General features: G+C 34.0%; 17 protein-coding genes. 16 read left to right on the plus strand and 1 reads right to left on the minus strand.

What is annotated here, in order from left to right:
* Window positions 1–105: 105 nt before the first annotated feature.
* The 10 genes from JMUB898_RS04875 (at window position 106) to JMUB898_RS04920 (ending at window position 11,694) form a co-directional block, all read left to right on the plus strand.
* Window positions 106–1,575, plus strand: coding sequence for a nicotinate phosphoribosyltransferase (locus tag JMUB898_RS04875; protein ID WP_037541845.1), 1,470 nt, complete (start codon window positions 106–108; stop codon window positions 1,573–1,575).
* A complete protein-coding gene (gene nadE / locus JMUB898_RS04880; protein ID WP_037541846.1) occupies window positions 1,568–2,389 on the plus strand; it encodes an ammonia-dependent NAD(+) synthetase in 822 nt (273 codons plus the stop codon). Before JMUB898_RS04875 ends, nadE begins: the two co-directional genes overlap by 8 nt.
* Before the next feature lie 88 nt (window positions 2,390–2,477).
* Window positions 2,478–3,104 (plus strand): DUF2179 domain-containing protein, encoded by a 627-nt coding sequence (locus JMUB898_RS04885; RefSeq protein WP_002445428.1) that lies wholly within the window; start codon window positions 2,478–2,480, stop codon window positions 3,102–3,104.
* Complete coding sequence (locus JMUB898_RS04890; protein ID WP_002445431.1) at window positions 3,088–3,267, plus strand: NETI motif-containing protein; 180 nt, start codon at window positions 3,088–3,090, stop codon at window positions 3,265–3,267. Before JMUB898_RS04885 ends, JMUB898_RS04890 begins: the two co-directional genes overlap by 17 nt.
* A gap of 272 nt (window positions 3,268–3,539) precedes the next feature.
* Window positions 3,540–4,835, plus strand: a complete 1,296-nt coding sequence (gene purB, locus JMUB898_RS04895; protein WP_002445433.1) for an adenylosuccinate lyase — start codon at window positions 3,540–3,542, stop codon at window positions 4,833–4,835.
* A 123-nt stretch (window positions 4,836–4,958) separates the two neighbouring features.
* Window positions 4,959–5,261 carry a YerC/YecD family TrpR-related protein gene (locus tag JMUB898_RS04900; protein WP_002445436.1) on the plus strand — a complete coding sequence of 101 codons (303 nt, stop codon included), beginning with the start codon at window positions 4,959–4,961 and terminating at the stop codon, window positions 5,259–5,261.
* A 323-nt stretch (window positions 5,262–5,584) separates the two neighbouring features.
* Window positions 5,585–6,274, plus strand: a complete 690-nt coding sequence (gene pcrB, locus JMUB898_RS04905) for a heptaprenylglyceryl phosphate synthase (protein WP_002445438.1) — start codon at window positions 5,585–5,587, stop codon at window positions 6,272–6,274.
* On the plus strand, window positions 6,274–8,463 hold the full coding sequence (gene pcrA / locus JMUB898_RS04910; RefSeq protein ID WP_002445440.1) for a DNA helicase PcrA: 2,190 nt from the start codon (window positions 6,274–6,276) through the stop codon (window positions 8,461–8,463). The genes pcrB and pcrA overlap by 1 nt, the downstream gene beginning before the upstream one ends.
* 6 nt (window positions 8,464–8,469) lie before the next feature.
* Window positions 8,470–10,473, plus strand: a complete 2,004-nt coding sequence (gene ligA, locus JMUB898_RS04915) for an NAD-dependent DNA ligase LigA (RefSeq protein ID WP_126501938.1) — start codon at window positions 8,470–8,472, stop codon at window positions 10,471–10,473.
* Between the two features lie 12 nt (window positions 10,474–10,485).
* Window positions 10,486–11,694 (plus strand): CamS family sex pheromone protein, encoded by a 1,209-nt coding sequence (locus tag JMUB898_RS04920; RefSeq protein ID WP_002445442.1) that lies wholly within the window; start codon window positions 10,486–10,488, stop codon window positions 11,692–11,694.
* Between the two features lie 77 nt (window positions 11,695–11,771).
* Here JMUB898_RS04920 and putP read toward each other — a convergent pair whose 3' ends face one another.
* Entirely contained in the window at window positions 11,772–13,307 is a 1,536-nt protein-coding gene (putP, locus tag JMUB898_RS04925; RefSeq protein WP_044466839.1) for a sodium/proline symporter PutP, read from the minus strand.
* Between the two features lie 379 nt (window positions 13,308–13,686).
* On the opposite strand from putP, the gene gatC reads away from it, so the two are divergent.
* The 6 genes from gatC to JMUB898_RS04955 all read left to right on the plus strand — a co-directional run bounded on the left by gatC (window position 13,687) and on the right by JMUB898_RS04955 (window position 20,240).
* Complete coding sequence (gatC, locus tag JMUB898_RS04930) at window positions 13,687–13,989, plus strand: Asp-tRNA(Asn)/Glu-tRNA(Gln) amidotransferase subunit GatC (protein ID WP_002445445.1); 303 nt, start codon at window positions 13,687–13,689, stop codon at window positions 13,987–13,989.
* A gap of 1 nt (window position 13,990) precedes the next feature.
* The gene (gene gatA, locus JMUB898_RS04935; protein ID WP_126501939.1) at window positions 13,991–15,448 is read left to right on the plus strand and encodes an Asp-tRNA(Asn)/Glu-tRNA(Gln) amidotransferase subunit GatA; all 1,458 of its coding nucleotides are present in this window, start codon (window positions 13,991–13,993) and stop codon (window positions 15,446–15,448) included.
* Between the two features lie 12 nt (window positions 15,449–15,460).
* Entirely contained in the window at window positions 15,461–16,888 is a 1,428-nt protein-coding gene (gene gatB / locus JMUB898_RS04940) for an Asp-tRNA(Asn)/Glu-tRNA(Gln) amidotransferase subunit GatB (protein ID WP_002445449.1), read from the plus strand.
* 257 nt (window positions 16,889–17,145) lie between these two features.
* Entirely contained in the window at window positions 17,146–18,114 is a 969-nt protein-coding gene (locus tag JMUB898_RS04945; protein WP_002445451.1) for a diacylglycerol kinase, read from the plus strand.
* A gap of 70 nt (window positions 18,115–18,184) precedes the next feature.
* Window positions 18,185–19,546: a 23S rRNA (uracil(1939)-C(5))-methyltransferase RlmD gene (rlmD, locus tag JMUB898_RS04950; RefSeq protein ID WP_002445453.1), complete on the plus strand. Its 1,362-nt coding sequence runs from the start codon at window positions 18,185–18,187 to the stop codon at window positions 19,544–19,546.
* 151 nt (window positions 19,547–19,697) lie between these two features.
* Window positions 19,698–20,240 carry a DUF3267 domain-containing protein gene (locus JMUB898_RS04955; protein ID WP_002445455.1) on the plus strand — a complete coding sequence of 181 codons (543 nt, stop codon included), beginning with the start codon at window positions 19,698–19,700 and terminating at the stop codon, window positions 20,238–20,240.
* Window positions 20,241–20,415: the final 175 nt, after the last annotated feature.

The following is a 20,415-nucleotide window of genomic DNA, read 5'->3' on the forward strand; positions in this document are numbered from 1 at the left end:
TCTAAACTATTAAAAGATTCAGATTAATCAAGTAACTCATTTACCTACAGTATGTGAATTATGATAAACTAATTGTAAATGAATCGGTCGATTGGAGAGATAAGTGTGTATCAATTTAAAGACGACAGCTTAATGTTACAGAACGACTTATATCAAATTAATATGGCAGAAAGTTATTGGAATGATGGCATTCACGAAAGAATTGCTATTTTTGACTTATATTTTAGAAGTATGCCTTTTAATAGTGGGTATGCGGTTTTTAATGGGTTAAAACGTGTAATTGATTTTATAGAGAACTTCGGATTTTCCGATAGTGATATAGCGTATTTGAAAACAATAGGCTACAAGGATGACTTTTTAGAATACTTGAGAGAACTCAAGTTCACAGGTAATATTCGCTCAATGCAAGAGGGTGAATTATGCTTTGGTAATGAACCGTTAATTAGAGTTGAAGCGCCTTTGATTCAAGCGCAACTAATAGAAACGATTTTACTTAATATCATTAATTTCCATACGTTAATTGCGACCAAAGCAAGTAGAATACGTCAAATTGCAATGAATGATACTTTGATGGAATTCGGTACTAGAAGAGGTCAAGAAGTTGACGCTGCATTATGGGGCGCAAGAGCAGCTTTTATTGGTGGTTTCGATTCAACGAGTAATGTACGTGCAGGTAAATTGTTTGATATTCCAGTTTCTGGAACACATGCGCATGCATTAGTGCAAACGTATGGTGATGAATATATAGCTTTTAAAAAATATGCAGAACGACATAAAAATTGCGTCTTTTTAGTCGATACTTTCCATACTCTTAAATCAGGTGTACCTACAGCTATTAAAGTTGCGAAAGAGTTGGGAGATAAAATCAACTTTATAGGAATTAGATTAGACTCAGGTGATATTGCATACTTATCTAAAGAAGCTAGACGAATGCTAGATGAAGCAGGCTTTACTGATGCGAAAATTATTGCTTCAAACGATTTAGATGAACAAACAATCACAAGTTTAAAAGCGCAAGGCGCAAAGGTTGACGCATGGGGCGTCGGAACGAAACTCATTACTGGTTTCGATCAACCTGCTCTTGGAGCTGTTTATAAATTGGCAGCTATTGAAACAGAAGATGGTACGTTTAGTGATCGAATTAAGTTATCTAATAATGCGGAAAAGGTCACAACACCAGGTAAAAAGAACGTTTATCGTATTATCAACAAAAAAACAGGTAAGGCGGAAGGTGACTATATTACACTTGACGGGGAAGACCCTACAGCTGAGAAACCACTTAAATTATTCCATCCTGTTCATACCTATAAAATGAAATTTATTAAGTCTTTTGAAGCAAAAGATTTACATCATACGATTTTTGATAATGGCAAACTTGTATACCAACTTCCAAGCGAACGTGAAGCTCAAACTTATTTAATGCAAGGTTTAAACACACTTTGGGATGAAAATAAACGTTATTTAAATCCACAAGAATATCCTGTTGATTTAAGTGCAAAATGTTGGGAAAACAAACACAAACGCATTTTTGAAGTGGCTGAACATGTTAAGGAAATGGAGGAAGAAAATGAGTAAGTTACAAGATATTGTAGTTAAAGAAATGAAAGTAAAAAAACAAATTGATAGCGAAAAAGAAATCAATGAAATCAAACATTTTATAAAATCGTATGTTCAATCACATTCATTTATTAAATCATTAGTACTCGGTATTTCTGGAGGACAAGATTCAACGTTAACAGGTAAGTTAGTGCAATTAGCGGTGAATGAATTACGAGAAGAAGGTCGAGAATGTAAATTCATCGCAGTTAAACTACCTTATGGTATTCAAAAAGATGCTGACGAGGTGGAAGATGCACTTAAATTTATTGAGCCTGATGAAATCATTACGGTCAATATTAAACCTGCTGTAGATCAAAGTGTTCAATCTTTAAAAGAAGAGGGGATAGTCCTTACTGATTTCCAAAGAGGCAATGAAAAAGCAAGAGAGCGCATGAAAGTTCAATTTTCTATTGCTTCAAATCAAAGCGGCATCGTCGTAGGAACGGATCATTCTGCCGAAAATATTACAGGTTTCTATACTAAATATGGTGATGGTGCAGCTGATATTGCGCCTATTTTCGGTTTAGATAAAAGACAAGGTAAACAGTTACTTGAATATTTGAAAGCACCAAAACATTTATATGAAAAAGTGCCTACAGCAGATTTAGAGGATGATAAACCTCAACTACCTGATGAGGAAGCGCTTGGTGTGACATATGATCAAATTGATGATTACTTAGAAGGTAAAGAAATACCTGCTGAAGCACGCGAAACAATCGAAAAACATTATGTAAGAAATGCGCATAAACGTGAGCTTGCTTATACAAGATATACATGGCCTAAAAATTAATAATGATTAATACGTAAAAATTTAAGTGACAAATCGATGCATGACTGATAAAATGATTTGGATTTAATTGTAAGAAAAGAGGAATAATATGTCAGCAATTGCTCACAATCCATGGTTAATGGTCTTTGCTATATTTGTAATCAACGTATGTTATGTCACATTTTTAACAATGAGAACGATACTAACGTTAAAAGGTTATCGATATATTGCTGCTGCAGTGAGTTTCCTTGAAGTTCTCGTATATGTGGTTGGTTTAGGTTTAGTTATGTCTAGTTTAGATCAAATTCAAAATATTTTCGCATATGCATTAGGATTTTCAGTGGGAATCATCGTCGGTATGAAAATCGAAGAAAAATTGGCATTAGGTTATACCGTTGTCAATGTAACATCTTCAGAATATGAATTGGATTTACCAAATGAATTGAGAAATCTTGGTTATGGAGTTACACACTATGAAGCATTTGGTCGTGATGGCAGTCGAATGGTGATGCAAATCTTAACCCCTCGTAAATACGAACTTAAGCTTATGGATACAATCAAAAATTTAGATCCTAAAGCGTTTATTATTGCATATGAACCTAGAAATATTCATGGTGGATTCTGGGTTAAAGGTGTACGTAGACGCAAACTTAAAGCTTATGAACCAGAACACCTTGATGTAGTAGTAGAATACGAAGAACAAGAAAGTGCAAGGTCAAATGAGCAAAAAATTTAAAGTAGAAGATAATGAGACCATTTCAGACTGCTTAAATCGAATGCGAAATGAAGGATTTATGCCAACGCGTAGAATGGAGAAACCAGTCTATAAAGAGAATAAGGACGGAAGTATTGAAGTCCTTAGACAAGAAATTATTTTTGTAGGTAAACCAATCAAGTAACAAGTTATAAAATTTCATATATAAATATGTACAAAGAGTAGGATATCGAAATGATACTAAAGTAGAATTTCTATCCTACTCTTTCTTATAGTTAATTGAGTTTCTAAGGTAATTACAATAAAATAGGCATATAAAGAAAAAAGATTTATACATTTTGAAACAGTTCTGTTAAACTAAAGACGAAAGCTTAAACACGAACTTTTAGATTAAAAAATAATTTAATGTACAGGTTTTAATTCTACAATAATACATACGATTGGAGTTTATAAAGAATGATTGAACGCTATTCAAGAGAAGAAATGTCTAATATTTGGACGGATCAAAATCGCTATGAAGCTTGGTTAGAGGTAGAAATATTAGCATGTGAAGCATGGAGCGAATTAGGTTATATTCCTAAAGAAGATGTCCAAAAAATTCGTGAAAATGCAAAAGTTGATGTAGCACGTGCAAAAGAAATTGAATTAGAAACACGTCATGACGTCGTTGCATTTACAAGACAAGTTTCTGAAACATTAGGTGAAGAAAGAAAATGGGTCCACTATGGTCTTACATCAACTGATGTGGTAGATACTGCATTAAGCTTCGTAGTTAAACAAGCGAATGAAATCATTGAAAAAGACTTAGAAAGATTTATTGATGTATTAGCAGAAAAAGCTAAGAATTATAAATATACGCTTATGATGGGACGTACACATGGTGTTCACGCTGAACCAACTACATTTGGTGTGAAAATGGCATTATGGTACACAGAAATGAAACGTAACCTTAAACGTTTCAAGGAAGTACGTAAAGAAATTGAAGTAGGTAAAATGAGTGGCGCAGTTGGTACATTTGCGAATATTCCTCCAGAAATTGAAGCATATGTTTGTAAACATCTAGGTATTGATACTGCTCCTGTATCAACTCAAACATTGCAAAGAGATCGCCATGCATATTATATTGCGACGCTAGCGTTAATCGCTACTTCTTTAGAAAAGTTTGCAGTAGAAATTCGTAATCTACAAAAAACTGAAACACGTGAAGTAGAAGAAGCATTTGCTAAAGGTCAAAAAGGTTCATCTGCAATGCCGCATAAACGTAATCCAATTGGTTCTGAGAATATTACTGGAATATCTCGCGTTATTCGTGGCTATATTACTACTGCTTATGAAAATGTTCCTTTATGGCATGAACGCGATATTTCTCATTCTTCAGCTGAACGTATTATGTTACCAGATGTAACCATAGCGCTTGATTATGCATTGAATCGTTTTACTAATATTGTAGATCGCTTAACGGTCTTTGAAGATAATATGCGAAATAATATTGATAAAACATTTGGTTTAATCTTCTCACAACGTGTATTATTAGCGCTAATTAATAAAGGCATGGTTCGTGAAGAGGCGTATGATAAGGTTCAACCTAAAGCAATGGAATCATGGGAAACTAAGACGCCATTCAGAGAATTGATTGAACAAGACGAAACAATTACTAATGTTTTAACAGCAGAAGAATTAGACGAATGTTTCAATCCAGAACATCACCTTAATCAAGTCGACACAATATTTGAACGTGCAGGTTTAGAATAAAAATCTTAAATATCATGTTAGAAAAGCGGTTAAATTCCTATACTTTTTTCATTGAAACTACTACACTTTAACTAATTAGTACGTTAAAATGATGAAAGAAAACGTGTATAGGGGTTGTTCGAGATGCAAATTGAAAAATTACGTGGTCAAGCATTAGATGAATTATTTGATGCGATCCTAGCGCTAGAAAATAGAGAAGAATGTTATCAGTTTTTCGATGATTTATGCACTGTCAATGAAATACAGTCATTATCTCAGAGGCTTCAAGTTGCTAAAATGATTAAACAAGGTTATACGTATGCAACAATTGAAGACGAATCTGGAGCATCAACTGCAACAATTTCTAGAGTGAAACGATCATTACAATGGGGTAACGATGCGTACACTATGATTTTAGATAGACTTAATATCGAAACACAGTCATAAGACAATGTTGATTTAAAATTGATTTACAGTCTGACGCTGACTCGTTTTAATGTTTTAATTTTTATAAAATAATATGACCTAAGGCTTTGAAAAGTGTTTAATCATTTTTCGAAGCCTTTTATATTTGAAAATAAAAGTTCGCAATGATGATTAGTTTAAAAGGAAAATGATTGATTCAATTCTCAACAAATTCAAAATTAAACACGCACTAGAGTAAATAAAGTTATTACTTAAATAATGTATTATTTTCATATTTACTCTTTAGAACTTAGTACTTAAAAATGCTATAATTTAGGGTATGTTAATTAAAGGAGTTACGAAAAATGTATGACATAAAAAAATGGCAACATATATTTAAATTAGATCCTGCTAAGTCAATTTCTGATGATGATTTAGAGGCAATATGTATGTCTAATACAGATGCAATTATAATTGGTGGTACTGATAATGTAACTGAAGACAATGTCATCCATTTAATGAGTAGAGTAAGACGTTATCCATTACCACTTGCATTAGAAGTCTCAAATGTTGAAAGTGTCATGCCCGGGTTTGACTTTTACTTTATACCGACAGTGATGAATAGCAACGATACGAGATTTCACAACGGTATTTTGCTAGAGGCACTGAAACAATATGGACATGTGATCAACTTTGAAGAAGTAATATTTGAAGGATATTTAGTATTAAATTCAAATAGTAAAGTAGCTCAAAGTACCAATGCCAATACGGCACTTGATATGGAAGATGTTGAGGCATATGCGCAAATGGCTAATGAACTCTTTCATTTCCCAGTAATGTACATAGAATATAGTGGGGAGTACGGTGATATTGATAAAGTCAAAGCCGTATCTAACATGCTTACAGAAACACAACTTTTCTACGGTGGAGGCATCACAAGTTTAGGACAAGCACAAGAGATGGCTGATATTGCCGATACGATTATCGTAGGAAATATCATATATACAGATATTAAAAAAGCGCTAAAAACAGTAAAAATAAAGGAGTCTAATTAATGAATTCGCTAGTCAAGAATATGAATACCGAACAAAGTGAAGCCGTAAGAACGACTGAAGGGCCACTACTAATAATGGCAGGTGCGGGATCAGGAAAAACACGTGTATTAACACATCGCATTGCTTATTTATTAGATGAAAAAGATGTCTCTCCTTACAATATTTTAGCGATTACTTTTACTAATAAAGCTGCTAAAGAGATGAAACAACGTGTTGAACAACTTGTTGGTGAAGAAGCCCAAGTTATTTGGATGTCAACGTTTCACTCCATGTGCGTAAGAATATTGAGAAGAGATGCGGATAGAATTGGCATAGAAAGAAATTTCACGATTATTGATCCTACTGACCAAAAATCTGTCATTAAAGATGTTTTGAAAAATGAAAATATTGATAGCAAGCGCTTTGAACCTAGAATGTTTATTGGCGCAATTAGTAATTTAAAAAATGAATTAAAAACACCTGAAGATGCTCAAAAAGAGGCAAATGATTTTCATTCACAAATGGTAGCGACAGTTTATAAAGGGTACCAAAGACAACTGTCTCGTAACGAAGCATTAGACTTTGACGATTTAATTATGACTACTATCAATTTATTTGAACGTGTGCCTGATGCTCTAGAATATTATCAAAATAAATTCCAATACATTCACGTAGACGAATATCAAGATACAAACAAAGCGCAATATACTTTAGTGAAATTACTTGCTAGTAAATTTAAAAATTTATGTGTCGTAGGGGATTCTGACCAATCGATATATGGTTGGCGTGGCGCTGATATTCAAAATATTTTATCCTTCGAGGAAGATTATCCAGAAGCGAAAACCATTTTCCTAGAACAAAATTATCGTTCAACTAAAAATATTCTCAATGCTGCAAATGAAGTCATTAAAAATAACTCAGAACGTAAGCCAAAAGGTTTATGGACTGCCAATACCGGCGGAGATAAAATTCAATACTATGAAGCAATGACTGAACGCGATGAAGCGGAATACGTTGTTAGGGAAATTATGAAGCATCAACGTAATGGTAAGAAATATAGTGATATGGCTATTCTTTATAGAACAAATGCACAATCACGTGTGTTAGAAGAAACATTCATGAAATCGAACATCCCATATACGATGGTTGGTGGCCAAAAGTTCTATGATCGTAAAGAGATTAAAGACTTGCTAAGCTATTTACGAGTAATTGCTAATAGCAATGATGACATTAGTTTACAACGAATTATTAATGTGCCGAAAAGAGGTATCGGACCTTCTTCAGTGGAAAAAATTCAAACCTATGCTGTTCAAAATCAAATTAGTATGTTTGATGCACTTGGTGAGGTTGATTTTATTGGATTATCTAAAAAGGTCACTCAAGAATGTATCAATTTTTATGAAACCATCACTAATTTAATTAAAGAACAAGAGTTTCTTGAAATAAGTGACATTGTAGATGAAGTATTACAAAAATCTGGATATCGTGACATGCTTGAGAGAGAACAAACACTAGAATCTCGTAGTCGCCTAGAAAACTTAGATGAATTTATGTCAGTACCAAAAGATTACGAAGAAAATACACCTTTAGAAGAACAATCATTAATTAACTTTTTAACTGATTTATCATTGGTTGCCGATATAGATGAAGCGGATACGCAAAGCGGTGTAACGCTCATGACAATGCACTCAGCTAAAGGTTTAGAATTCCCAATTGTCTTCATTATGGGTATGGAAGAATCACTGTTTCCTCATATTCGTGCAATCAAAAGTGATGATGATCACGAGATGGAAGAGGAACGTCGAATTTGTTATGTAGCAATTACGCGTGCAGAAGAACTTCTATACATTACGAATGCTACGACAAGAATGTTGTTCGGACGTTCTCAATCAAATATGCCTTCACGATTCTTAAGGGAAATTCCTGAAGACTTACTTGAAAGTCATACTGGAACGAAACGTCAAACCATTTCACAGGCTAAACCACAACAGAAACGTGGATTTAGTAAACGCACAACGTCACCTAAGAAACAAGTTTCTTCTTCTGATTGGAAAGTTGGAGATAAGGTTACACATAAAGCATGGGGCGAAGGTATGGTGAGTAACGTCAATGAGAAAAATGGTTCAGTAGAGTTAGATATTATCTTTAAATCTGAAGGACCTAAACGTCTACTTGCACAATTTGCGCCAATAGAGAAGAAGGAGGATTAATGGGGGATGGAAGATTTACAACGTCGCGTTAATGAATTACATGACTTATTAAATCAGTATAGTTATGAATATTATGTACAGGATAATCCGTCTGTACCAGACAGTGAATACGATAAACTATTACATGAACTTATAGAGATTGAAACAGAACATCCTGAGTATAAAACTGCAGATTCACCTACTGTTAGAGTAGGTGGAGAAGCTCAGTCCTCGTTTGAAAAGGTAAATCACGATACACCTATGCTAAGTTTAGGCAATGCTTTTAATGAGGAAGATTTAAGAAAGTTCGACCAACGTATTAGGGAAAATATTGGTAACGTCGAATATATGTGTGAACTTAAGATTGATGGTTTAGCTGTTTCACTTAAATATCAAGACGGTAAATTTGTTCAAGGACTAACGCGTGGTGATGGTACGACAGGTGAAGACATTACTGAAAATTTAAGAACCATACATGCGATTCCATTAAAAATAAAAGAACCACTCAATTTTGAAGTACGTGGTGAGGCTTATATGCCGCGACGTTCATTTATGAATTTGAATAAGCAGAAAGAAGAGAATGGTGAACAACCTTTTGCAAACCCTAGAAATGCAGCAGCAGGTTCTCTGAGACAACTCGACTCTAAATTGGCAGCGAAAAGAAAACTAAGTGTGTTCTTATATAGTGTAAATGACTTTACCGATTTTAATGCTACGACCCAAAGTGGTGCATTGAACGAACTTGATCAACTAGGATTTAAAACGAATCAGGAGAGAGAACGTGTTTCAGATATTGAAGGCGTTCTTAAATACATTGAGAAATGGACCGATAAAAGAGAATCACTTTCTTACGATATTGATGGGATTGTAATTAAAGTCAATGATTTAGATCAACAAGAAGAAATGGGTTACACACAGAAATCACCAAGATGGGCGATTGCGTATAAATTCCCAGCTGAAGAGGTGGTTACTAAATTATTAGATATTGAATTAAGTATTGGACGCACAGGTGTTGTTACGCCTACAGCTATATTGGAACCAGTCAGAGTAGCTGGTACGACAGTTTCAAGAGCGTCTTTACACAACGAAGATTTGATACATGAACGAGATATACGTATTGGTGATAGCGTCGTCGTTAAAAAAGCAGGTGACATCATACCTGAAGTAGTTAAAAGTATTCTAGATAGACGTCCAGACGATGCAGAAACGTACCATATGCCGACACATTGTCCAAGTTGCGGTCACGAGTTAGTTCGCATTGAAGGCGAAGTCGCGTTACGTTGTATTAACCCTAAATGCCAAGCACAGCTCATTGAAGGTCTGATTCATTTTGTTTCAAGACAAGCGATGAACATCGATGGTTTAGGTACAAAAATCATTCAACAATTATATGAAAATGAGCTTATCAAAGATGTTGCTGATATATTTTACCTTCAAGAAGAGGATTTACTTCCATTAGAACGTATGGGAACTAAAAAAGTCGAGAATTTATTAGCTGCAATTGAAAAGGCTAAAGATAATTCATTCGAACATTTACTATTTGGGCTAGGAATTAGACATCTCGGTGTGAAAGCGAGCCAAGTATTAGCTGAGAAGTATGAAACGATGGATCGCTTATTAGAAGTCACTGAAGCTGAATTGGTTGAAATTCATGATATTGGCGATAAACTTGCACAATCTGTTGTTACGTATCTTGAAAATGAAGATATTCGTGCTTTAATTCAAAAATTAAAAGACAAAAATGTTAATATGAGTTATAAAGGAATTAAAACAACAGATATTGAAGGACATCCAGAATTTAGCGGTAAAACAATTGTACTAACAGGAAAATTAGAACAAATGACTAGAAGTGAAGCATCACAATGGCTAGAAATGCAAGGCGCTAAAGTAACAAACAGTGTAACTAAGAGCACGGATATCGTCATTGCAGGTGCCGATGCGGGTTCTAAATTAACCAAAGCTGAGAAGTTTGGAACAGAAATCTGGACAGAGGAAGAATTTGCTAACAAACAAAAAGAATTAAATAATTAGAGGAGTACGTCGATGAAGCGAACACTTATATTACTCATTTCGACAATATTTTTATTAGCTGCTTGTAATAATGGACAAAAAGATAATCAATCAAACAAAGATCAAAGTGAGAGTAAAGATAGTAAAAATTCAAACCAAGTTAAACAAATTGCAACTGACAAAAATGTTCAAGGTGATAATTACAGAACGATTTTACCTTTTAAGGAAAGTCAGGCTAGAGGTTTACTGCAAGATAATATGGCCAATAGCTATAACGGTGAAGACTTTGAAAGTGGCTTATTAGAGTTAAGTAAAGAAGTCTTTCCTACAAATAAATACCTTTATCAAGATGGACAGTATTTAGATAAGAAAACAATTAATGCTTATTTAGATCCGAAATATACGAAAAAAGAAATTGATAAAATGAGCGAAAAAGAGAAGAAAAGTAAAAAAGCTAATGAAAACTTAGGACTTAATCCTTCTCATAATGGTGAAACGAATCAGGAAAAAATTGCCGACAACTCACCAGCTTATCTATCAAATATTTTAGAACAAGATTTTTACGGTAATAGTGATTCAAAAGGTAAAAACATTAAAGGTATGACAATTGGTTTAGCTATGAATAGTGTTTATTATTATCAAAAAGAAAAAGATGGCGAGACTTATAGTAAAAATCTAAATGATAAAGACATAGAGAAACAAGGTAAACAAATGGCAAGTGAAATATTATCTCGATTACGTGAAAATAGTGATTTAAAAGATATCCCAATTCATTTTGCAATTTATAAGCAGTCTGGACAAGACTCTATTTCACCAGGAGAATTCATTGCTGGAGCGACTGCAGACGATGGTCAAACAAAAATCAATGGATGGGATACGATAAAAGAGAAATCTGCTTTACTTCCATCCTCAACAGCAGAAGATTATAATGAAACACTGAATAATAATTTCAAACAATTTAACGATAACCTACAATCGTACTTCTCTAACTTTACACAAGCAGTAGGAAAGGTTAAATTTGTAAATAAAAAAGCGAAACAATTAACAGTAGACTTACCAATTGACTATTATGGTCAAGCGGAAACAATTGGTATTACACAATATGTCACTGAACAAGCTGAAAAATATTTTGATAACATTGATGAATATGAAATACGTATCAAAGATGGTAATACACCTCGTGCGCTTATAAGTAAATCCAAAGATGATAAAGAACCTCAAGTTCACATCTATCATAATTAATACATGAAAAGGCGTCTTCGACTAAAATTAACAATCTAGTTGAAGACGCCTTTATATATATGAATATTAGGTAATAGTTATTCTTTTACAATTTGTTTTACTTTATTTAAATCATTCTCAACGAAAGCACCAGGTTTCTTAGTGAGTTTACTTACAATATAAGTCACTAATACACTAATGATAAAACCAGGTATAATTTCATACATACCAAAAATTTCATTGATTGATGCAAGAGGTTTAATCCATGCTATCCAAATAATTACGACTAAAGCACCAGCAATCATACCGCTAATAGCACCAGCGCGTGTAAGCCCCTTCCAATAAAGTGAATAGAGTACAAGCGGGCTAAAGGCTGCACCAAAACCTGCCCAAGCATTACCTACAAGGTTTAAAATTGTATCATTAGGTTGCCAAGCAATAGCGATAGCAACAATTGCTACAAGTAATACTGAAAGTCGTCCAATCATGACGAATTCTTTCTGATGCGTTGAAGCTTTATCTTCGCCACGAATCAATTTGTAAAAATCTTCTGTTAAAGAACTAGAAGTAACGAGTAATTGAGAAGAAATGGTACTCATAATAGCTGCTAAAATGGCTGCCAATAAGAATCCACCTACAAGAGGGTGGAAGAGAATTTGACTCATAATGATAAATAATGTCTCTGGGTCTTCCATTTTGATATGCTTTTCAGAAATAAAAGCAATACCAGTTAAACCTACGCCTACTGCACCTAACAAACCAATTGCCATCCAACTAATACCTAATCGTCTTGCTTTAGGAAGTAATCGGTGTGATTTAATAGACATAAAGCGTACGATAATATGTGGTTGACCGAAATATCCTAATCCCCAAGAGAATAATGAGATAATCCCTAATACAGTTGTACCTCTAAATAAATCTAAGTTGGTTGGTTTCATCTGTGCAACTTCACTAAACGTATCCCATCCGTTTAATTTCATTAAAGCAACGACAGGAACCATCACCATTGCAATAAGCATAATCACACCTTGAAAGAAGTCTGTGATAGATACGGCTAAATATCCTCCGAAGAAAGTGTAAAAAATGACTATCACTGCAACTAAAATTAATCCAAAGTGATAGTTAAGACCAAATGCACTTTCGAATAATTTCCCACCTGAAACAAATCCTGAGTGCGTATATAACGTAAAAAAGATCACAATAATCAATCCAGAGATAATCTTAATAATATTCTGTTTATCGTCTAATCTGTTCTTAAAGAAGTCAGGTAAAGTGATGGCATCTCCAGCAATTTCTGTGTATACACGTAACCTTGGTGCTACAACGAAATAGTTAATATATGCGCCTAATGTTAAGCCAATCGTAATCCATATAGCTGAAAGACCAGTGCTATAGACAGAACCTGGAAGCCCCATAATCATCCAACCACTCATATCTGAAGCACCTGCTGATAAAGCTGTAATATAAGGACCAATATTACGTCCTCCTAGCATAAATTCACTTAAGTTACCTGTAGCTTGCTTATAACCATAGAAGCCGATAATTAGCAAAATAATAAAATAAACGGCAATCATTATATAGGTTTGCCAGTTTGCGTCGACTTGATTACTAAGTGTGGAACCTAATGTCAGCATCGTAAACACTCCCTTTATGTAGTTTTAATTTAGTTACATGTAATATTATACAATATAACTAAATGTTCAGAAAAGTAAAATTTTAATTATAATGCAAATATAAACTGTTGTAACAATTAAGTAAGCGCTTTCTATTTAAATGTTAGAATTCTTGAAAATGAATATAACTGTATATATATCACATTATTTAATTATTAACTGAATTGAGTCACTATAAGAAAATCCAAAATATATAAATATGTAACTTAATATAATAATGAGTATAAATGCTGATATATCAAGCATTGATTTTATGCATGATAATCAGAAATACTTAGATTTTTATTGCGAAATTTGATACAATTTGGTGATGAATGAGTATTAAGGAGGCTATTATTTAATGACTAAAGTTACACGTGAAGAAGTTGAACACATTGCTAATTTAGCTAGACTTCAAATTACTTCTGAAGAAACAGAAGAAATGGCTAACACTTTAGAAAGTATTTTAGATTTTGCAAAACAAAATGACAGTGCTGATACTGAAGGTGTTGAGCCAACTTATCACGTATTAGATTTACAAAACGTGCTACGTGACGACAAAGCAATCGAGGGCATTCCTCAAGAATTAGCATTGAAAAATGCAAAAGAAACAGAAGATGGGCAATTTAAAGTGCCATCCATCATGAATGAGGAGGACGCTTAAGATGAGTATTCGTTATGAATCTGTTGAGAAATTAACAGAAATGATTAAGAACAAAGAAATTAAACCTTCTGATGTGGTTAAAGATATTTACGCAGCTATCGAAGAAACTGATCCTACGATTAAATCTTTCTTAGCATTAGATAAAGATAATGCTATTAAAAAAGCAGAAGAATTAGATGAATTACAAGCGAAAGACCAAATGGAAGGTAAATTATTTGGTATCCCAATGGGTATCAAAGACAATATTATTACAAAAGATGTTGAAACAACTTGCGCAAGTAAAATGTTAGAAGGTTTCGTACCTATTTATGAATCAACAGTAATGAATAAATTATACGATGAAAATGCTGTATTAATTGGTAAATTAAACATGGATGAATTTGCGATGGGTGGTTCAACAGAAACATCTTACTTCAAAAAGACATTAAACCCATTTGACCATACAGCAGTACCAGGTGGTTCTTCTGGTGGTTCTGCAGCAGCGGTTGCAGCTAGCTTAGTGCCATTCAGTTTAGGTTCTGATACTGGTGGTTCTATTAGACAACCAGCAGCTTATTGTGGTGTTGTAGGTATGAAACCTACTTATGGTCGTGTGTCACGTTTTGGTCTTGTAGCATTCGCATCTTCATTAGACCAAATCGGACCTATCACTCGTAATGTAAAAGATAACGCACTTGTACTTGAAACGATTTCAGGTGTAGATGCAAATGATTCAACGAGTGCTCCTGTAGAAGATGTAGATTTCACTTCTGATATCGGTAAAGATATTAAAGGGCTTAAAATTGCTTTCCCTAAAGAATATGTAAGTGAGGGTATAAGTGAAGAGGTTAAAGACGCTGTTAAAAATGCAATTGAAACTTTAAGATCTTTAGGTGCTGAAGTAGAACAAGTTTCACTACCAAATACTAAATATGGCATTCCTTCATACTACGTGATTGCTTCATCTGAAGCATCAGCAAACTTGGCTCGTTTCGATGGTATTCGTTACGGTTACCACTCAAAAGAGGCGCAATCATTAGAAGAATTATATAAAATGTCTAGATCAGAAGGATTTGGTGACGAAGTTAAACGTCGTATTTTCCTTGGTACCTTCGCATTAAGCTCTGGTTATTATGATGCATTCTATAAAAAGTCTCAAAAAGTAAGAACATTAATTAAAAATGACTTTGATAAAGTATTTGAAGAATATGATGTTGTTGTAGGACCAACTACACCAACAACTGCATTTAATATCGGCGAAGAAATTGATGATCCATTAACAATGTACGCTAACGACTTATTAACTACACCAGTTAACTTAGCTGGTTTACCTGGTATTTCTGTTCCTTGCGGACAATCTAACGGACGACCAATTGGTTTACAATTCATTGGTAAACCATTCGATGAAAAGACGTTATATCGTGTAGCTTATCAATATGAAACACAATACAACTTACATGACGCATACGAAAATTTATAAGGAGTGGAAATCATGCATTTTGAAACAGTTATAGGACTTGAAGTTCATGTTGAGTTAAAAACAGACTCAAAAATGTTCTCTCCATCACCAGCGCATTTTGGAGCTGAACCTAACTCAAACACAAATGTTATCGACTTAGCATATCCAGGTGTATTACCAGTCGTAAATAGACGCGCAGTAGATTGGGCTATGAGAGCTTCAATGGCATTAAATATGGATATCGCTACGAATTCTAAATTTGATCGTAAAAACTATTTCTACCCAGATAATCCTAAGGCATATCAAATTTCACAATTTGATCAACCGATTGGTGAAAATGGTTATATCGATATCGAAGTAGACGGAGAAACTAAACGTATCGGTATCACTCGTCTTCATATGGAAGAAGATGCTGGTAAATCAACACATAAAGATGGTTATTCATTAGTTGACTTAAACCGTCAAGGTACGCCGTTAATTGAAATTGTTTCTGAGCCAGACATTCGTTCTCCTCAAGAAGCGTATGCTTATTTAGAAAAATTACGTTCAATTATCCAATATACAGGTGTATCAGATTGTAAAATGGAAGAAGGTTCACTTCGTTGTGATGCCAACATTTCATTACGTCCTTATGGTCAAAAAGAATTTGGTACAAAAACAGAATTGAAAAACCTTAACTCATTTAACTATGTAAGAAAAGGTTTAGAATATGAGGAAAAACGACAAGAAGAAGAATTGTTAAATGGTGGAGAAATCGGTCAAGAAACACGTCGTTTCGATGAATCTACTGGTAAAACAATTTTAATGCGTGTAAAAGAAGGTTCTGATGATTACCGTTACTTCCCAGAACCAGACATTGTACCTTTATACGTTGATGAAGAATGGAAAGAACGTGTTCGTCAAACAATCCCAGAACTACCGGATGAACGTAAAGCTAAATATGTAAATGATTTAGGATTACCTGAGTATGACGCACATGTATTAACACTTACGAAAGAAATGTCAGATTTCTTCGAAGGTGCGATCCAACATGGTGCCGACGTTAAATTAACTTCTAACTGGTTAATGGGTGGCGTAAACGAGTATTTAAATAAAAATCAAGTTGAATTACAAGATACTCAGTTAACTCCTGAAAACCTTGCCGGCATGATTAAATTAATTGAAGACGGTACGATGAGTAGTAAAATTGCTAAGAAAGTCTTCCCAGAACTTGCTGAAAATGGTGGAGATGCTAAACAAATCATGGAAGACAAAGGTTTAGTTCAAATCTCTGACGAAGCGACATTATTAAAATTTGTTAATGAAGCTTTAGATAATAACCCTCAATCTGTTGAAGATTATAAAAATGGTAAAGGGAAAGCGATGGGCTTCTTAGTTGGACAAATTATGAAAGCTTCAAAAGGCCAAGCAAATCCTCAAAAAGTAAATGGCTTATTAAAACAAGAACTAGATAAACGTTAATCAATCATATACTTACTTTAAAGCTTCTACTGTATGTTTAAAAACATGTGGTAGAAGCTTTATTTTTTGAAAAGTAGAGATTAAGTTATTTCTAAAAAATCATCATAATATAATACAAAAATTGAAAAAAGAAATCATTTTCCAATTAAAAAGACTTGGCAAAGCAGATTAGTTAAGAGAATTAGTAATAAATACTTTCAACTGATGTTTAAATCATTTAATATAATGTATGAGTATATGAAGTCGAGGGATTAACAATGAGAAAACGTGCAAGAATTATATATAATCCGACATCAGGGAAAGAACTATTTAAACGCGTATTACCAGATGTATTAATTAAATTGGAGAAAGCTGGTTACGAGACTAGCGCATATGCAACGGAAAAGGCTGGAGACGCTACAATTGAAGCAGAAAGAGCGTTAAGTAGTCATTATGATTTACTTATTGCTGCAGGTGGCGATGGAACGTTAAATGAAGTCGTCAATGGGATTGCTGAACAACCTAATCGTCCTAAATTAGGAATTATACCAATGGGTACAGTCAATGACTTTGGACGTGCACTACACTTGCCTAACGACATTATGGGTGCAGTTGATGTCATCATTGATGGTCATACAACTAAAGTAGACATTGGTAAGATGAATAATCGTTACTTTATTAATCTTGCGGCTGGCGGTCGATTAACTCAAGTATCGTATGAGACGCCAAGTAAACTGAAGTCTATTGTAGGCCCATTCGCATACTACATTAAAGGATTTGAAATGTTGCCACAAATGAAGGCAGTTGATATTCGTATTGAATATGATGATAAAGTATTCCAAGGCGAGGCATTACTCTTCCTTCTTGGTTTAACAAATTCTATGGCTGGCTTTGAAAAGTTAGTACCCGATGCGAAATTAGACGATGGTCATTTTACTTTAATTATTGTGGAAAAGGCCAACTTAGCAGAGTTAGGACATATCATGACATTAGCTTCAAGAGGAGAACATACGAAACATCCGAAAGTAATCTATGAAAAGGCTAAATCAATTAATATCTCATCCTATACAGAGATGCAACTTAATGTCGATGGAGAATATGGTGGTAAACTACCTGCCAATTTCTTAAATCTAGAGCGTCATATTGAAGTCTTCACACCGAAAGACGTTTTCAATGAGGAATTATTAGATAATGGTACGACGCCAGATATTACTTCTGAAAAGCAACAAACAACGACCGAGCAATGAGAATATAAATCAAAAGGTTAGGAGACCCAGAATTTGCTGTCCTAACCTTTTTGCATGTGGGGGAAACGTTTTGGAAACATTAAAAAAGAACGATGTGAGAATTGGGAACGTTGTCGATTTAACACACGAAGGGCATGGTGTAGTGAAAATTGATCGTTATCCAGTATTTGTACCGAACGCATTAATAGATGAAGAGATCGAATTTAAACTCATTAAAGTTAAAAAGAACTTTGCGATAGGGAAGTTACTTGAAGTTAAAAAGGAAAGCAAAGATAGAATAACTCCACCGTGTATGTATTATTACAAATGTGGAGGTTGTCAGCTGCAACATATGACATATCAGGCACAACTTGATATGAAGAAAGAACAAGTCGTCAACCTTTTTCATAGAAAGGGACCTTTCAAAGATACGCCAATAAATCCCACGGTAGGTATGGAACAACCGTGGAGATATCGTAATAAATCTCAAATACCTGTAGGCAAGAATAAAGATGGGCAAGTGATCATGGGATTCTATCGTCAAAGAAGTCATGACATTATCGATATGGATCATTGCTTAATTCAAGATGAACAACACCAAGAAGTGATGAATCATGTTAAACAATGGCTTAATGAACTGAATATTAGTATCTATGATGAACAATCTAAAACAGGATTAATCAGACATCTCGTTGTGAGAACTGGGCACCATACTAATGAAATGATGGTTATATTTGTAACAAATGGTAAGAAATTTAAGCATTCTGAAATGCTTGTTGAAAAGCTTAAAAATGCCTTTCCTAATATTACGAGTATCAAACAAAATATCAATGACAGTCATTCAAATGTCATTATGGGCCGTCATTCTGTGACATTGTATGGTAAAGAGAAAATTGTCGACCAATTGAGTGAAGTGACGTTCAATATCTCAGACCAATCATTCTATCAAATTAATTCTGCCCAAACTGAAAAGCTCTATCAAAAAGCAATCGATTACGCGCAGTTAACTGGCGAAGAAATTGTATTAGATACGTATTGTGGCATTGGTACAATTGGTTTATACATGGCACCACAAGCGAAACATGTATATGGCGTCGAAGTCGTACCTTCTGCAATTAAAGACGCAGAAGAGAATGCGACTAAAAACCAATTAAATAATACGACTTTTGAATGTGGGAAAGCAGAAGATATTATTCTAGAATGGAAAGCACAAGGAATTAAACCAGACGTTGTCATGGTTGATCCACCAAGAAAAGGTTGCGATGAGACGTTTATCAAAACATTACTCAAATTGAACCCTAAACGTATCGTGTATATATCTTGTAATCCATCTACTCAACAAAGAGATGCACAAATGTTAGCGAGTCATTATCATTTAGTTGAAATAACGCCAGTAGATATGTTCCCGCAAACCACACATATTGAGACCGTGGCATTGTTTGAGCGAATGTAAAAGATTATATAAATAGAATGCAATTAATTGCAAATGTATATTGAATGTTAAGGTTATATTACAAGCAACTTACTTTCTTGAAAAGAGTCTTTTTTAACCTAAATAAAAGTTGTATACTATGGTTGAAAAATAGAGTATTGGAGGGTTGGTTGTGCATAAAATAGATTTATCAGAAAATAAATTTCAACTTCAGCGATTTATTTTATTGCAAATTGTTTTAGGATTATTTGTCGTACTATTCACTTATAAATGGGCATATAAAGTCACGCACGTGATTGAACAAAATTTAGTAATGAATCTGCTATATGGCTTTATTGGATTTATTGTTCTATTGATTGTTCACGAATTGATTCATCGTGTATTATTTATCGTGTTTTCAAAAGGTGAAAAGCCTATATTGAAATATAAGAAAAGTACTATTATCGTACAATTCTCTAATACTTGTTTTAATAGATGGCAATTTACAACGATTCTATTAGCACCACTTGTAATTATCAGTGTAGCATTACTCACTTTGATACAACTCTATTCCTATTCTTCATTAATCTTTATGTTTAGTATACATACTAGTTACTGCATGATTGATGTATTTTTAGTCGCACTTGCTCTTACAAGTAAATTTAAATATATTCAAAAATATGATGAAGGTTTATATTTATATCAAAATAAACCAACCCAAGCCAATCACGAATAATCAATAGGCCACTTATCCATTGAAGCGGATAAGTGGTTTTTAGTTTTCGAAAATAATGGAATGATAATCATAGTTAAAATACGAAATATAGAAATATTCGTTTTATATAATTACTTCGTATTGGATGGCCGCGCTTTCCTAGGGACAACTTCAGCCTGTAGTCTTCAGTTTGTTC

The sequence above is a fragment of the Staphylococcus caprae genome (assembly GCF_003966625.1).
Lineage (GTDB): Bacteria > Bacillota > Bacilli > Staphylococcales > Staphylococcaceae > Staphylococcus > Staphylococcus caprae.

Excerpts from the sequence above, each read along its gene's own strand:
- nadE (WP_037541846.1), top strand. The coding sequence starts at position 1,568 with ATGAGTAAGTTACAAGATATTGTAGTTAAAGAAATGAAAGTAAAAAAA.
- JMUB898_RS04885 (WP_002445428.1), top strand. The coding sequence starts at position 2,478 with ATGTCAGCAATTGCTCACAATCCATGGTTAATGGTCTTTGCTATATTT.
- JMUB898_RS04890 (WP_002445431.1), top strand. The coding sequence starts at position 3,088 with ATGAGCAAAAAATTTAAAGTAGAAGATAATGAGACCATTTCAGACTGC.
- purB (WP_002445433.1), top strand. The coding sequence starts at position 3,540 with ATGATTGAACGCTATTCAAGAGAAGAAATGTCTAATATTTGGACGGAT.
- JMUB898_RS04900 (WP_002445436.1), top strand. The coding sequence starts at position 4,959 with ATGCAAATTGAAAAATTACGTGGTCAAGCATTAGATGAATTATTTGAT.
- pcrB (WP_002445438.1), top strand. The coding sequence starts at position 5,585 with ATGTATGACATAAAAAAATGGCAACATATATTTAAATTAGATCCTGCT.
- pcrA (WP_002445440.1), top strand. The coding sequence starts at position 6,274 with ATGAATTCGCTAGTCAAGAATATGAATACCGAACAAAGTGAAGCCGTA.
- ligA (WP_126501938.1), top strand. The coding sequence starts at position 8,470 with ATGGAAGATTTACAACGTCGCGTTAATGAATTACATGACTTATTAAAT.
- JMUB898_RS04920 (WP_002445442.1), top strand. The coding sequence starts at position 10,486 with ATGAAGCGAACACTTATATTACTCATTTCGACAATATTTTTATTAGCT.
- putP (WP_044466839.1), bottom strand. The coding sequence starts at position 13,307 with ATGCTGACATTAGGTTCCACACTTAGTAATCAAGTCGACGCAAACTGG.
- gatC (WP_002445445.1), top strand. The coding sequence starts at position 13,687 with ATGACTAAAGTTACACGTGAAGAAGTTGAACACATTGCTAATTTAGCT.
- gatA (WP_126501939.1), top strand. The coding sequence starts at position 13,991 with ATGAGTATTCGTTATGAATCTGTTGAGAAATTAACAGAAATGATTAAG.
- gatB (WP_002445449.1), top strand. The coding sequence starts at position 15,461 with ATGCATTTTGAAACAGTTATAGGACTTGAAGTTCATGTTGAGTTAAAA.
- JMUB898_RS04945 (WP_002445451.1), top strand. The coding sequence starts at position 17,146 with ATGAGAAAACGTGCAAGAATTATATATAATCCGACATCAGGGAAAGAA.